General features: G+C 53.3%; 13 protein-coding genes. 4 read left to right on the top strand and 9 right to left on the bottom strand.

Annotated features, from left to right (window positions below; all coding sequences use genetic code 11):
* Positions 1-11: 11 nt before the first annotated feature.
* The 4 genes from EHW56_RS09930 to pilM are packed head-to-tail and all read right to left on the bottom strand — an operon-like array spanning position 12 to position 2,612.
* Complete coding sequence (locus EHW56_RS09930; RefSeq protein WP_046074758.1) at positions 12-524, bottom strand: pilus assembly protein PilP; 513 nt, start codon at positions 522-524, stop codon at positions 12-14.
* Positions 521-1,132, bottom strand: coding sequence for a type 4a pilus biogenesis protein PilO (locus EHW56_RS09925; RefSeq protein WP_152799553.1), 612 nt, complete (start codon positions 1,130-1,132; stop codon positions 521-523). The genes EHW56_RS09930 and EHW56_RS09925 overlap by 4 nt, the downstream gene beginning before the upstream one ends.
* Positions 1,129-1,707 (bottom strand): PilN domain-containing protein, encoded by a 579-nt coding sequence (locus EHW56_RS09920; protein ID WP_152799555.1) that lies wholly within the window; start codon positions 1,705-1,707, stop codon positions 1,129-1,131. Before EHW56_RS09920 ends, EHW56_RS09925 begins: the two co-directional genes overlap by 4 nt.
* Positions 1,698-2,612: a pilus assembly protein PilM gene (gene pilM / locus EHW56_RS09915; RefSeq protein ID WP_152799557.1), complete on the bottom strand. Its 915-nt coding sequence runs from the start codon at positions 2,610-2,612 to the stop codon at positions 1,698-1,700. The genes EHW56_RS09920 and pilM overlap by 10 nt, the downstream gene beginning before the upstream one ends.
* Positions 2,613-2,754: 142 nt before the next feature.
* Between pilM and EHW56_RS09910 the strand changes: the two genes are divergently transcribed.
* The gene (locus EHW56_RS09910) at positions 2,755-5,247 is read left to right on the top strand and encodes a PBP1A family penicillin-binding protein (protein ID WP_172970011.1); all 2,493 of its coding nucleotides are present in this window, start codon (positions 2,755-2,757) and stop codon (positions 5,245-5,247) included.
* Positions 5,248-5,334: 87 nt separating this feature from the next.
* On the opposite strand, the gene oxyR is transcribed toward EHW56_RS09910, so the two are convergent.
* Complete coding sequence (gene oxyR / locus EHW56_RS09905; RefSeq protein ID WP_152799559.1) at positions 5,335-6,243, bottom strand: DNA-binding transcriptional regulator OxyR; 909 nt, start codon at positions 6,241-6,243, stop codon at positions 5,335-5,337.
* Positions 6,244-6,390: 147 nt separating this feature from the next.
* Between oxyR and EHW56_RS09900 the strand changes: the two genes are divergently transcribed.
* The 3 genes from EHW56_RS09900 (at position 6,391) to EHW56_RS09890 (ending at position 9,027) form a co-directional block, all read left to right on the top strand.
* Positions 6,391-7,122, top strand: a complete 732-nt coding sequence (locus EHW56_RS09900) for a glutathione peroxidase (protein WP_152799561.1) — start codon at positions 6,391-6,393, stop codon at positions 7,120-7,122.
* A 52-nt stretch (positions 7,123-7,174) separates the two neighbouring features.
* Entirely contained in the window at positions 7,175-8,626 is a 1,452-nt protein-coding gene (locus EHW56_RS09895; RefSeq protein WP_152799563.1) for a dihydrolipoyl dehydrogenase, read from the top strand.
* Between the two features lie 161 nt (positions 8,627-8,787).
* A complete protein-coding gene (locus EHW56_RS09890; protein ID WP_152799565.1) occupies positions 8,788-9,027 on the top strand; it encodes a DUF3624 domain-containing protein in 240 nt (79 codons plus the stop codon).
* Positions 9,028-9,041: 14 nt separating this feature from the next.
* Here EHW56_RS09890 and argH read toward each other — a convergent pair whose 3' ends face one another.
* Genes argH through argC form a run of 4 tightly spaced genes read right to left on the bottom strand, consistent with a single transcriptional unit; the run spans position 9,042 to position 14,023 of the window.
* The gene (argH, locus tag EHW56_RS09885; protein ID WP_152799567.1) at positions 9,042-10,922 is read right to left on the bottom strand and encodes an argininosuccinate lyase; all 1,881 of its coding nucleotides are present in this window, start codon (positions 10,920-10,922) and stop codon (positions 9,042-9,044) included.
* 35 nt (positions 10,923-10,957) lie between these two features.
* Positions 10,958-12,169: an argininosuccinate synthase gene (locus tag EHW56_RS09880; protein WP_046074747.1), complete on the bottom strand. Its 1,212-nt coding sequence runs from the start codon at positions 12,167-12,169 to the stop codon at positions 10,958-10,960.
* A gap of 54 nt (positions 12,170-12,223) precedes the next feature.
* The gene (gene argB / locus EHW56_RS09875; RefSeq protein ID WP_152799570.1) at positions 12,224-13,003 is read right to left on the bottom strand and encodes an acetylglutamate kinase; all 780 of its coding nucleotides are present in this window, start codon (positions 13,001-13,003) and stop codon (positions 12,224-12,226) included.
* 9 nt (positions 13,004-13,012) lie between these two features.
* The gene (gene argC / locus EHW56_RS09870) at positions 13,013-14,023 is read right to left on the bottom strand and encodes an N-acetyl-gamma-glutamyl-phosphate reductase (RefSeq protein ID WP_077638699.1); all 1,011 of its coding nucleotides are present in this window, start codon (positions 14,021-14,023) and stop codon (positions 13,013-13,015) included.
* Positions 14,024-14,322 lie beyond the last annotated feature (299 nt).

The raw sequence follows: 14,322 nt of genomic DNA, 5'->3' as shown, positions 1-14,322 counted from the left end.
TGGTATCCTAACTACGGCAAAGTTGCTTCCATCGACAAGGTGACAGTGCGAAGCTGCCAACACCCCAACCCATCCGGCAGGGCTTCTTCAATCGCGATCTGATTTGCATTCACGGCCACCACACGGCCACGGTTTTCGCCTAAATGCGCACCTTCACTGACTTGAGTGATGGTGCCATCAGGACGGGCAATTAAGGCTTGTTGCTGTGCGCCTTTGGTTAAGCTGCCTTTCATGGCAAGGCTTGCCAGTGGAAATTGCTCAAGCGGCTCTAAAGGCCGTTGTAAATTGGGCTGCCAACAGTCGCCCGTTGAAGCCTGTCCACCAACATTGATTGCGGGTAGCACAAAGGGATCCCGCTGATCGGTGACAAAGGCTATCGATTGGTAATTCGGCGAAGGGGGGATGCGGGTCGCATTGACTTGCGCACTGGCTTGAGTTTGTTGCATAAACTGTTCGATATCACTGTGGTATCTATCACAGCCCACCAAGCTCAACCCAAATAACAACACCAAAAGACGCTTCACTGTACGAACTCCTTATCAGTGGCAATACCTTCACCGGTATAGCGATATGTGGTCGCGGACACAGACAGCTGCAGGGGCGCATGAATGTCATCGTCCTCAGTACGGGTTAAGACAAAATCTTGCAGCGACACCAAGCGAGTCATGGCGGCAATATCCGCGCTAAATGCACCAATAGAGGCATAATCCCCGGTCAAGACAACCGTCATCGGGATCGCATCAAGCCAACTACCATGCTTTCTTGGCTGCCACTTCAGTGTGTTGAAACCTAACTGATGACGGATCCCAACTTCATTAACCCCGGCGAGTAATCCCGAAAGCTCGTCTTCTTCCGGCAGTTGGGCAATCAAGGTGGCATATTGCTGATTTAACGCGCGCATTTGTGCCTCCACATCGGGCAGAGCGGCGACGCGATTGGCCAACAACCGATACTCGGCTTTGAGTTGTGCTTCGCGCTGAGTCGCTGCCTCCAGCGCCTCTTGGTTGGGCTGCAAAATCAGCAAAGCTGCGAGCATCGATAGCGCGATCGCGCCCACCGCCCAAACAATGGCGCGGGTGGCGAGTGGCGCACTGGGGAGTTTTTGCCAATCCCATGCAAAGGCGCTAATCATGACTGCACTCCTTGGGGCTTGGGTAACTGCGGTGTGACGTAGTCGGTCAAACGAAAGCTTAACGTGAAGCGTTTGTTGGCGCGTTGCGATCCTGATTCGGTGATCACAGTGTCAATATCAACGTCGGTGGCCAACGCACTTTGCTCTAACACTGCCAATAAACTTGCCATCTCCGCATTGGATGTGACCCAGCCTTCGACCGTGACACGCCCCTGTTGCTGCGCCAAGCGACTTAAATACGCCCCTTCAGGCATCACGGTTGGAATGAAATTCAGCAATGCGGTGACATTATTGCGCTGTTGCTGTAAGGCGTTGACCAGTTGTAAGCGCGATTGTAGCGCTTCACGCTTTTTATCTTCGCGCTTAAAGGTTTGTAAGGTGGCACGAAAATCGTTCACCCCTGCGGTTAAGCGTTGATTGCGTGCCTGTTGCTCAGTCAGCCAGTGCTGCTGGACCGCGTTCACGGCACTGACCATCAGCACCACACCCAGCAGTACCAAACCACTATGGACCATAAACGTTTGACGCTGCGCGCGGCGCGCTTTTTCTCGCCAAGGGAGTAGATTTATACGCATGAATATTCTCCCCGCAGCGCTAACCCCAAGGCAATAGACGCATCATCGCTGATGTTCGGCGCCGTTTGATCCAACATCGCCACTGGATTGAATCGCGTGATGGTAAGGTGTTCAGACGCTAGCGTGGCCGGCCAAGCGCCGCTGATCCAAACCGTGCTCAGGGGTAAGAGTCGATTATGCTCACGCGCTCGATGACAAGCCTGATCAAAGTGCTGCTGCACCAAGGTGTTGGCCACTGACTCGCGGTGTTCATAACGCTCTCCCTCCCCCAAACGGCAGCGATGCTGATAAACTTGCCCATCAGGATAAAGACGAATCGCAGTCAACAAGCCGCTGTGATAGTGCAGCCACAGTGGCCAGTGGTTCGCCTGCGCAACAGGGCGGAGTGCTTGATAAACGCCGACTAAGGCTTGGCTGTTGATGTCTGCCACCGTAGGCGATAACCCGACCCGCTTGAGCGCGTCTAGGGCCGGAGTGAGCGCATGACGCCGGCATGCCACCACTTGATAACAGACTTGTCCCGGCTGAACAGTCACGCCGCTCATAACCGCAAAGTCGTAATATAATGTATCCATGTCCATATTGAGGGCGGCACTCAGCTTTTGGCCGATCAAAGCTTCTTGCTCAATCTCGTCGTCAATCAGTGGCGCCGTCATTTGCTTGGTGATCACAGCCTCTTCATCGACCCCCACCACCACAGAGATGTGTAGGCGCTGATACCAAGGTAAACACGCGAGTAATCGTTTTTTTATCTCGGTAAGCGGGACACAGAGATCGTCAGTCGCACGATACGGTACCCGATGATGGCCTGCCACCTGAATACCTTGTCGATGTGCACGAACCACAATGGCGTGAATGATATCTCGGCCGATATCGATACCTAAAACTGCCGAACTTCGCATCATTTCGTGTTAGGCTCCCAACGTCAGCGTGAAGTCAGTATTTACAAAACTGGCCTCATCACGGGTTATTTTTAATGCTGGTGCCTTTATACTACTCACGTATGATTATTGAACGGCTCAACGGCAACAGAACGGGAAATCTCAGGTGAAGTTCATAAAGCGTTTGCTTATCTTTGCACTGGTTTGCACAGTGCTTGGAGTCACTACAATCTTTGGGTTTTACCTGTATGTAAAACCTGACCTCCCCGATGTAGCGACACTAAAAAGTGTCGAACTGCAGACTCCGATGCAGGTCTATAGCGCCGATGGTGAGTTGATCTCCCAGTTCGGTGAAAAGCGTCGTATCCCAGTCATGCTCGAGGACATCCCTCAGCCTATGATTGATGCATTGATTGCCACAGAAGACAGTCGCTTTTACCAACACCCAGGGATTGATCCTATCGGCATTGTCCGCGCCGCGGTGGTGGTGGCAATGTCAGGTACGGCCAAGCAAGGGGCCAGTACCATCACCCAGCAGCTGGCGCGTAACTTCTTCCTTTCCAACGAAAAACGCATTATGCGCAAGATAAAAGAAATTTTTATCGCCGTGCATATCGAACAGCTGTTGAACAAAGAAGAGATCCTTGAACTCTATTTCAACAAAGTATTCTTAGGCTATCGTGCTTACGGGGTTGGCGCTGCTGCCCAGGTGTACTTTGGCAAAACCCTCGATCAACTGACCTTGAGTGAGATGGCGGTGATTGTCGGATTACCCAAAGCGCCCTCCACCATGAATCCTTTGTATTCGCTTTCGCGCGCCACCGATCGCCGGAATGTGGTGCTGGGGCGCATGCTTAAAGAGGGATACATTTCCAACGCCGAGTATCAACAAGCGAAGAACGAGCCGATCGTAGCCCGCTATCATGGGGCTGAAATTGAACTGTCCGCACCTTATGTAGCAGAAATGGCACGCGCATGGGCCGTTGAGCAGTTTGGCGAAGACGCTTATACCTCGGGTGTGCGTATTTTCACCAGCGTCGATGCCGATATGCAACGCGCCGCAAATGAGGCGGCAGTAGAAAACGTTCTCGCCTACGACCGTCGCCATGGGTTCCGTGGGCCAGTTGCCACGCTATGGCAAGCCCCTAGCCAACGTTGGCAACACCAGCGCATCGTTGATCACTTGGCCAAGCAACCCAGCTACGGCCCGCTAGAGCCCGCCGTCGTGATTGATGTCCAAGCTAAATCGGCGCAGGTTGTCGGCCCCAATGGCCGTGAAATCGAACTGCCTTGGGAGGGACTTGACTGGGCGCGCCCTTATATCACCGATAGCCGTCAAGGTCCGGCCCCTCAACGCGCTGATGAATTCCTTGCCAGTGGCCAACAAGTGTTTATTCGCCAAGTGGATAACAGCTGGCATTTAGCCCAAGTCCCGACGACCAATACCGCACTGGTTTCCATGTCCCCCGCAACCGGAGCAATCAAAGCACTGGTGGGCGGATTTAATTTTGTCCATAGCAAATTTAACCGTGCCACACAGTCAGTACGTCAGGTGGGCTCGAGCATCAAGCCGTTTATTTATTCCGCGGCAGTGAATGAGGGCATGACACTCGCCACCCTGATTAACGACGCCCCCATTAATCGCTGGGATCGCAGTCAAGGCGTGGCATGGCGGCCGAAAAACTCGCCACCACGTTATGAAGGGCCACTGCGGGCGAGACTTGGTCTGGCACAGTCGAAAAACGTCATGGCCGTACGTGTCCTACGTCGGGTGGGATTGGATGACGCTCTCGATTATCTCACCCGCTTTGGCTTTAAACGAGATGATTTACCGCGTGCAGAAGCCATTGCGCTTGGTGCGGGAAGCTTGACGCCGGTTGAAATGGCACAGGGCTTTAGCGTGTTTGCCAATGGCGGCTATTTTATGGAGCCCTTTATCATTGATCGGGTCGAGACCCCCTTTGGCGAGGAAATATATCGCGCCAATCCACCCATCATTTGTGATAACTGCGAACAAAAAGCAGAACAGGCCGATCCGTTTAATGAGCAGAATTTGCTAGAGAACAACGACACCACCACACAGCGTCATGCCAAACAAGTCATTGATGAGCAAAATGCATTTTTGGTACGCGAAATGATGCAAAGCAATATCTGGGGTGGCGGTGATTGGCGCTACGGGACAGGCTGGAATGGCACGGGCTGGCGCGCACAAGCGCTCAAGCGACGCGATATCGGCGGAAAAACGGGGACCACCAATGACTCCAAAGATACCTGGTACACCGGCTATGGCCCAGGGATTGTGACCACTGTGTGGGTGGGCTTTGATGATCACTCCCGTAAACTGGGTCGCACGACCCGTAATACAAACTTAGGCGACGAGCGTCAGCCTATTCGCGGCGCGGAGTCGGGGGCCAAAACGGCGGAGCCAGCATGGATTGATTTTATGCAGCATGCACTCGCGGACGTACCTGAGCAGAATAAAACCGTGCCACCGGGGATCGTCAAAGTGCGCATTGACCGCGAAACAGGGCTGTTAACCAGAAAAACCGATCATACTTCGATGTTCGAGTACTTTATAAAAGGCACCGAACCCACCGAGTATGTGTCGTCGCAATCAGATGGCAACATTTATGAGTCAGGCACAGAGTCGCTGTTTTAACTCTGTTACATCGTCAATAGCCGCATAAAATCAAGACGCCCGCATTCACGATGCGGGCGTCTTTTTATCTACGCGTCACGCGCCGCTCTAGTGACGAGTTCGATCATTCATCACGGCCGTCATTTGTTCATGGATGGCGTCAGCCAACTGCTCATAACGGCCACGTAATGGCGAGCCAGGACGGTAGTCGAGGGTGATTTGTCGCGAAGGCGTCGGCGAGGTCGTCGGAATATACACCACACCATCTCGCTTATCAGCAGGCACAGACAATTGAGGCAACAAGGTGATCCCACTCCCCGCCGCAACCATGTTGCGCAAGGTCTCTAAGCTAGTGGCACGAAAGCGCTGATCTTCGCGCGCGCCCACTTTAAAGCAAAAACCCATCGCTTGGTCACGTAAGCAATGGCCATCGCCGAGCATTAACAAGGTTTCGCCTTGCAATACATCTAACGCCACCTCGGCACAATCGGCGAGGCGATGCTTTTCATTAACCGCGAGCAACATCGGCTCACTGTAAAGTGGGAGCTCTTTTAAATGCTGGGTTTCTTCTACAGAGGCCAAAATGATGCAATCGAGTTTGCCCTCTTCCAGTTGCTGCACTAACTGCTGCGTCTGTCCTTCGTGAATAAACAGCTCCAGCTCAGGGAAACGATCACGCAGTAGCGGGATGATTTTAGGCAGCAGGTAAGGCCCGACCGTAGGGATCAGACCGATATGCAAAGGGCCGGTCATACTTTCCCCTTGCTCACTGGCCAATTCGTTCAAAATTGTGACCTCCCGCAAGACGTTACGTGCCTGTTGTACTAACCTCATACCGGCATCGGTGAACAACACACGACGGCTGGTTCGCTCTAACAAACTCACACCCAGCTCATCTTCCAACTTGCGAATTTGCCCGCTTAAGGTGGGTTGGCTAACAAAGCAGGCTTCGGCCGCTTTACGAAAATGTCGATGTTCGGCCAAGGCGACCAAGTACTCCAAGTCACGAATGTTCATCGTTGTCTCTTCTATAGAGGGTAACTATCAAAACCATAGCATCAAGCGATTAGAGCTATCAATCTTATTTAGCAATACTAGACCCATCAAAACACAGCGAGTCACTTCTCGCTTAACCACTTAGATTGAAAACAAAAGGAACGATTCATGACAGCAACAAAAGAAGGTCAGCCTGTACCACAAGTTACTTTCCGTACTCGCGAAGGCGATCAATGGAAAGACGTCACGACCGGTGACATTTTTGCCAACAAAACCGTGATTGTATTCAGCTTGCCAGGTGCGTTTACCCCAACGTGTTCATCTTCACACCTGCCACGCTATAACGAGCTGTACCCTGTTTTTCAACAGTACGGCGTCGATGACATTGTCTGTGTGTCCGTCAACGACACCTTTGTGATGAACGCGTGGAAAGCTGACCAAGACGCTGACAACATTCATGTCCTGCCTGACGGCAACGGCGAGTTCACTGATGGCATGGGGATGCTGGTCGATAAAAACGATCTTGGCTTTGGCAAACGCTCATGGCGCTACAGCATGCTGGTGAAAAACGGCGTGGTCGAGAAAATGTTTATCGAACCTAACGAACCAGGCGACCCGTTCAAGGTCTCTGATGCCGACACCATGCTGGGCTACATCGCCCCTGAGCACAAACTACAAGACTCGATCACTGTGTTTAGTAAGCCAGGCTGCCCATTCTGTGCCAAGGCCAAACAAGCACTGATCGACGCAGGCCTTCAGTTTGAAGAAATCATCCTCGGTAAAGACGCCACCACGGTTTCTTTGCGTGCGGTGAGCGGTCGCGCCACCGTGCCACAAGTATTTATCGGTGGCCGTCATATCGGTGGCAGTGAAGAGCTCGACACCTATCTAAATCAGTAATCCGCTGTTTGGGCGGCCTCTTTGCCGCCCGTTATTTTCCCAGGAGAAAGCAATGAAAACATTAACGGTTGATGTGGCTGTGATTGGTGGCGGAACTGCCGGACTCGGTGCTTATCGCGCAGCCAAAGCACATACGGATAACGTGGTGATGATTGAAGGCGGTCCCTATGGCACCACGTGTGCGCGAGTTGGCTGCATGCCTTCCAAACTGTTAATTGCGGCGGCTGAAGCGGCGCATCATATCGACAAAGCGCCCGGCTTCGGTGTGTACCCCGGCGGCACCACGGAAATTAATGGCCGTGAGGTGATGGATAGGGTGAAACGCGAGCGTGACCGCTTTGTCGGCTTTGTACTGGAAAGTGTCGATGACATTCCCGCCCAAGACAAAATCGACGGCTATGCGCGCTTTGTAGATGATCACACCTTAATGGTCGACGATCACACCACCATCCACGCTGATCGCATCGTAATCGCCACAGGCTCTCGTCCAAGCTGGCCGTCTGCTTGGGATCACCTTGGCGATCGTTTAGTGGTCAATGATGATATTTTCGAATGGGACGATCTGCCTAACTCGGTTGCGGTATTTGGCCCAGGTGTGATTGGCCTTGAGCTCGGACAAGCGCTACATCGCCTCGGGGTCGAGATGACCATGTTTGGCGTCGGCGGCCAAGTAGGCCCGCTGACCGATCCGGACATCATGGCCTATGCGGATAAAACCTTTAGTGAGGAGTTTTATCTCGACGCCGATGCCAAGGTGGAAGAGATGGTGCGTGAAGGCGATAAGGTACAAATCCGTTATCGTGATAAAGAGGGCGAAAGCCAACTGCGCTGGGTCGACTATGTGGTTGCCGCCACCGGTCGTCGCCCCAATGTCGACAAGCTAAACCTCGATGCGACCAGCATCAAAGTAGATGCCCGCGGCGTGCCGGTTGCCGATAGTTACACCCTGCAAACCACGGCATCGCACATTTTTATTGCCGGTGACGCCAGTAATCAAATTCCGTTGCTGCACGAAGCGGCTGACCAAGCGCGTATCGCCGGTGACAACGCCGGACGCGGTAAAGATATTCGTGCTGGATTGCGCCGCAGCAAGCTCTCTGCGGTCTTCTCTGACCCGCAAATTGCGATGGTGGGCGAAAGCTACAAAGCAATTACCGACCGTCTCGGCCCCTGCGGCTGCTTTGAAACCGGCGTGGTCTCTTTTGAAGGGCAAGGCCGCTCACGAGTAATGCTGCGCAACAAAGGCTTGTTACACGTTTATGCCGAACAAGGCACTGGCCGTTTCCTTGGCGCCGAAATGATAGGACCGAACGCTGAGCACTTGGCCCACTTGTTGGCATGGGCACATCAAAATCAAATGACCATTTCGCAAATGTTAGATATGCCCTTCTATCACCCAGTGATTGAAGAAGGCGTGCGCACCGCGCTGCGAGATGTGAATGCCAAGCTCAAACTCGGCCCTGAAATGATCAAACACTGCATGGACTGCGGCCCAGGCTGCTAATCCACTGCCCTTTTCGCCGACGTTCGGCGCTTTACAGGCGCTGCCTGTTGCTTCCCCAAGCACTTGCTTACCTTTTGCCCTCCTCGTTGGAGGGCTTTTTTGTATCCGGCGGCCCACTGCGCCACAATAAGCTATCGCTACTACCGACCAAGAGACACCGCATGGCTTGCAAATACTGTCAGTCCGCGATTTGGCAACAAAAACTGGGACGCTGTACCCGTTGTATGAAACAACTGGCCGCCATGTGCGCGCTACTTTGGACACTCTGGTGGTGGGCCTATGCCGACACGCCACGACAAGTGGCGTCGATTGCCTTGTTGTTCGCCGCCGGCAGTGCCAGCGCCTTGCTCACGCTTCATTTATTAATTTATCCATTTCGGCGAGATAAAAAGCGACACTAATGCCGCTTTCACTCTCACTCGAGCTGCGAGAAGGTCGAGATCGTGGCTGGCCCAGCAATGTTATAAGTTAGCGCCACTTCATCACAGGCGTGAAAGCGCGGACAGATTTCACAATCTTTCATCACTTTCTCAGGCAGTTGCGATTTCGACACCGGGGTAAAACCCAATTGAGTGAAAAACTCGGGCACCCGGGTGAGGACAAAGACTTGCTCAATCGCCATTTGCTTGGCTTTTTTAATCAAGTGCACCATCAGCGCCGTACCGTGACCTTGGCGCTGCCAGCCTGCTTCGATCCCCAAAGAGCGAATTTCTGCCAGCCCTGAGTCGTAAATATAGAGCGAGCCGCAGCCGGTGAGATCCCCTTGGTGCTCGGATACTGCAAACAGGCCGATATTACGCAACAATTCATGGCGATCACGAGGTAAGTTCTCCCCCAACTTCGCCCAATACACCACCATGCCTTCGATGGTATCGAGGTCGGTGAGCCTTGCCGAGCGCACCGTGACTTTAGGGGTAAAGCGCTTATCTAAACGCTTTTGCGCCTCTTGAATGGCAAAGCTAACCTGCTCGGGCGCGACCCCACCGAGTGCACGACGTTGGGCCAAGCAGGATTCAATCGTGAGCATGGCATACACATCGTCTTCAATCACCGGCGAGAATTGCTGCAAGGTGGCGAGCGGTAGATCTTCCAGTCCACAGCCTTGCTCAATAGCGGACACCACCGCCACACCCACAATATGGTGCGCTTCACGGAACGGGATCCCTTTGCTCACCAAATAATCCGCGAGCTCGGTCGCATTGGCATGACCTTGCTGCGCCGCTTGCAAGGTTTTGTCTTTGTGAATGGTAATACCTTCAAAACACAAGGCGGCCATATCCAAACAATCATGCCACGTGTCCATGGCATCAAAGAGTCCTTCCTTGTCTTCTTGCATGTCCTTGTTGTAAGCAAGCGGCAAGGCTTTGACCGTCATCATCATCGCCGACAAAGCACCGTACACCCGCCCCGTTCGGCCACGTATTAACTCTAGCGCATCAGGGTTTTTCTTTTGTGGCATCAACGATGAGCCTGACGTCACCGTATCCGCCAGCTCGATAAACCCGGACTCGCCCGAGTTATAGAAGATCATATCTTCGGCCATCCGTGATAAATGCAGCATCGACATGGATGCGGCGGACATCATCTCCATCACATGGTCTCGGTCTGAGACCGAATCCAAACTATTACGGGTGGCGCGTTTAAATCCCAGATTTTGTGCCAAGGCATCGCGATCAATCGGATACGCCGTGCCTGCCAGCGCCCCAGATCCTAACGGACAGGTATCAAGACGATTAAGCGCATCTTGTAAGCGGGTGGTGTCGCGCTCAAACATCTCCAGATAGGCCAAACACCAATGGGCAAAGGTCACTGGCTGCGCACGCTGCAAGTGGGTGTAGCCGGGCAGCACGGTATCATGGTGTTGGCTGGCCACATCCACCAGCTGCTGCTGAAGCTTGTCGAGAGACAGCAAGATTTGCTGGCCTTGTTGGCGACACCAGAGCTTGAGATCCGTAGCGACCTGATCGTTACGCGAGCGTCCGGTGTGCAGCTTTTTGCCCAAATCCCCGACTTTGTCGATCAGTTGCTGCTCGACCCAGCTGTGAATGTCTTCGGCCTCTGAGCGTAAGATTTGCTTCGGGTTTTCCATCACCGACAGCTTGAGCTCATTGAGCGCGAGCTCTAATTGCTGTTGCTCGTCATCACTCAGCACGCCCACCGAACGCAAGGCTTTGGACCAAGCAATGGAGCCCACAATGTCTTGCTCTGCTAAGCGATAGTCAAAGCGCAGTGAATCATTAAACGCTTGAAACCGTTTGTCTGCTGCCTGACTAAAGCGTCCGCCCCATAATGCCATGCTGTCTCTCCTTACTGCTCACGATGCTTTTTTAATTAGGATTGTTTTTGTTTGTTCAGCGTCCGAATCCGGCTCGACAGCGAATACAAACGGATAAAGCCTTCGGCATGGCTGTGATCGTAGACATCATCATCACCAAAGGTGGCGAAGTCTTCCGAGTACAGGCTGTTGGTCGAGCGCTTTTGTACCACAGTCGCTTGCCCTTTATAGAGTTTGATCACCACCTCGCCCGTTACCGGTGCGGCAAGAGAATTGGCCGCGGCAACAATCGACTGGCAAAGCGGGGTAAACCAACGCCCATCATAAATCAGGTGAGACGCTTTTAAACCGAGCTCCTCACGGAACTGATAACTCTCTTTATCCAGCACCAATTGCTCAACACCACGCAGCGCTTCCATGATGATGGTACCACCCGGGGTTTCATAACAGCCGCGGGATTTCATCCCCACCAAACGGTTCTCAACAATATCAATCCGTCCCACGCCATGCTGGGCGCCTTTGTCGTTCAGCAGCGTCAGCACGTCATAAGGCGACATGGACTCACCATCGACCGAGACCACTTCCCCGCTTTGTACTCCCAAGGTGACAAACTCGGGCGTATTGGGCGCCTCTTCCGGTGCCACTGTCCATACCCAGCAATCTTGATTGGCCGCGGTCCAAGTATCTTCCAGGACACCACCTTCGGTGGAAACGTGCCAAGCATTGGCATCACGTGAATAAATTTTCTCAAGGCTCGCCGTACAAGGAATGTCACGGGCGGCCAAGTAATCGAGCAAGGCTTCACGACTGGTAAGATCCCACTCCCGCCACGGCGCAATCACTTTCAGTTGCGGCGCCAGCGCGGAGAATGTGCTCTCAAAACGGACTTGATCGTTCCCCTTGCCGGTACAGCCGTGGCAAAGTGCATCCGCCCCGACCTCAAGGGCACATTCGACCTGCGCTTTGGCAATGATAGGACGTGCCATCGAGGTGCCCAGTAGATACTTGCCTTCATACACCGCCCCGGTTTTCAGGCTGGGGTAAATATAATCCGCCACCATTTCGTGTTTCAGATCGGCGATAAAACACTGTGATGCCCCCGAGGCAAGTGCTTTTTGCTCAATGCCTTCGAGCTCTTGTTCGCCTTGACCCACGTCAGCGACAAAGGCCACCACTTCACAGTCATAGTTTTCTTTTAGCCATGGAATGATGGCCGAAGTATCCAATCCACCCGAATAGGCCAGTACGACTTTATTTACCTTGCTCATCTTGCTCTCCTTAAATCCTAAATCGACGGTGTCGTCGCGTCGTTATACGTCTAATTAACTGGCGCTAAACCGGGTGCCGATTTGCTGGCCATCGAATAATTGCGTGAGTTTTTCTGGGTAACGCCAGGTGGCAATCTCCACTGGTTTACCCAGTTCACGGGCAGCGGCAAACGCCGCGTTGACCTTGACCACCATGCCATCGGTGATCACCCCTTTTTCCATTAAGTGCTGCGCATCTAACTCGGTGAGGCAAGGCAGCAAGTGCCCTTTGCCGTCTAACACGCCGCTAACATCCGACAGCAACACCAGCTCCGCGCCAAGAGTGGTTGCCACCGCTACCGCCGCTTGGTCGGCATTGACGTTCATCAGCTCACCTTGGTCACTGATGCCAATCGAGCTAATAATGGGAACACAATCCGCGGCCAGTACCGCTTGCAGCAGACTCGGATCACCGGCGCTGGCTTCCCCCACTGCACCTAGCTCGGGGTCCAGTTGGGTGACCTGACACAAGCCGCCATCGGCCAAGCTCAAGCCACAGCTTTTAATCTTCGCCTTACGCGCCTCAGCTAACAGCAGCTTATTGGCCGTGCCAGCTAAGGCACCGGTGACATAATCAATCTGGTCGACTGGCGTGACCCGTAAGCCTTGTTTTTTCACACTGGTGAGGGCGAGCTTTTTCAGCAGTTCATCAACCAAGTAGCCGCCACCGTGCACCAGCACTAGCGGGCGCTCAGCCTCACTGCGATAGGTGTTCATCGCGCCGAAAACCTTGGCGAGGGTCTCGCTGCAGCTCAGTGCTGCGCCGCCTAATTTAATCACTAATGGCGTTTTCATCCGTTTCTCCTAGACAATCGCTGTGGTTTCGGCAAAGCCAAACTTAAGGTTTAAACACTGCACGGCTTGGCTGGCCGCGCCTTTAAGTAAGTTATCGATCGCACTGGTAAGGATCAGATGCCCATGCGCGGCCTGATAGCCAATATCGCAAAAGCCGGTATGTTGCACCGCTTGCAGCTTGGCCACCTCACCGGCAGGAAGTACCCGTACCAGCGGCGCATCCTGATAAGCCTGGTTCAGTACCTGCCCCACCTCGGCCTCACTAGCACCTGGCGCTAATTTGGCGGTAATGGTGGCAAGAATGCCGCGTTTGTAACTGCCAAGGTGTGGGGTGAAAATCACCGGCGTATCTAGGTGTGCGGCAATCTCTGGCTGATGACGATGAGAAAACACCCCATAGGCATTCAGGCTCACTTCACAAAAACTATTGGTCAGGCTCGCTTTGCGCCCCGCGCCCGTTACGCCACTGGTGGCATTGATCACCGGCCACATTTGTTTATCCAACAAGCCTGCATCCAGCACAGGTTTGAGCGCTAATTGGCTGGCGGTCGGGTAACATCCAGGCACGGCGACCAGCTGCGCTGCAGATAATGCTTCCTGTTGCCACTCCGCCAAGCCATACACGGCTTGCGCCAGCCATGCCGGTGACTGGTGCGAAAAGCCGTAATGGGTAGGATAAAAATCCGCTTGATTGACCCGATACGCCCCCGACAAATCAAACACCACGCAACCTTGAGCCAGAAAAATCGGCGCCAATTCATGACTAACCGCATGCGCAGTGGCTAAAAACACCACATCGGCTTGCTTGGCCACATCCTGTGGCGAGGTCAAAGGCATCAGTGGCATATCCACTACACCACGCAATTGGCCGTGCAACGCGCTCACGGGGCGGTTGGCGTCTTCACTGCCTGCCGAGACATATAAACCGGCCAAGTGCAGTTGCGGATGGCGATGGACAAGGGCGACAAGCTCGGCTCCTGTGTAGCCACTGGCACCGACAATAATGGTGTTACGTGTCATGGGTGTCTCTCTTTATGGGTGTTTACGGTGTGCTGCGGGGCAGCAGAGTATCGAGGGCGTAGCCAATAGCCACGCAAGGCAGGCTAGCGTCGTCGAGCAGAAAGGGCGTTGTATTTGGTGGCGAGTGGCATCATGGGTCAACTCTCAAAAATATTTTTATTCATAAATAGTGAATGGTTATTTTTTATCGTATTCCCGTTTAGCCGTCAAGCCCTAAAAGCGTAAAAAGTCACTTTTTATGTCTATTCATTCATAATAGAGCAATAATTCTATCTAATCATGCAAGTTACCCTATCGCG

The sequence above is a fragment of the Salinivibrio sp. VGrn1 genome (assembly GCF_009377995.1).
GTDB lineage: Bacteria > Pseudomonadota > Gammaproteobacteria > Enterobacterales > Vibrionaceae > Salinivibrio > Salinivibrio siamensis.
This window is presented reverse-complemented; position numbering and strand designations above follow the sequence as displayed.

Coding starts and splice junctions, on each gene's coding strand:
- EHW56_RS09925 (WP_152799553.1), bottom strand. CDS start 1,132: ATGATTAGCGCCTTTGCATGGGATTGGCAAAAACTCCCCAGTGCGCCA.
- EHW56_RS09920 (WP_152799555.1), bottom strand. CDS start 1,707: ATGCGTATAAATCTACTCCCTTGGCGAGAAAAAGCGCGCCGCGCGCAG.
- pilM (WP_152799557.1), bottom strand. CDS start 2,612: ATGATGCGAAGTTCGGCAGTTTTAGGTATCGATATCGGCCGAGATATC.
- oxyR (WP_152799559.1), bottom strand. CDS start 6,243: ATGAACATTCGTGACTTGGAGTACTTGGTCGCCTTGGCCGAACATCGA.
- EHW56_RS09900 (WP_152799561.1), top strand. CDS start 6,391: ATGACAGCAACAAAAGAAGGTCAGCCTGTACCACAAGTTACTTTCCGT.
- EHW56_RS09895 (WP_152799563.1), top strand. CDS start 7,175: ATGAAAACATTAACGGTTGATGTGGCTGTGATTGGTGGCGGAACTGCC.
- EHW56_RS09890 (WP_152799565.1), top strand. CDS start 8,788: ATGGCTTGCAAATACTGTCAGTCCGCGATTTGGCAACAAAAACTGGGA.
- argH (WP_152799567.1), bottom strand. CDS start 10,922: ATGGCATTATGGGGCGGACGCTTTAGTCAGGCAGCAGACAAACGGTTT.
- EHW56_RS09880 (WP_046074747.1), bottom strand. CDS start 12,169: ATGAGCAAGGTAAATAAAGTCGTACTGGCCTATTCGGGTGGATTGGAT.
- argB (WP_152799570.1), bottom strand. CDS start 13,003: ATGAAAACGCCATTAGTGATTAAATTAGGCGGCGCAGCACTGAGCTGC.
- argC (WP_077638699.1), bottom strand. CDS start 14,023: ATGACACGTAACACCATTATTGTCGGTGCCAGTGGCTACACAGGAGCC.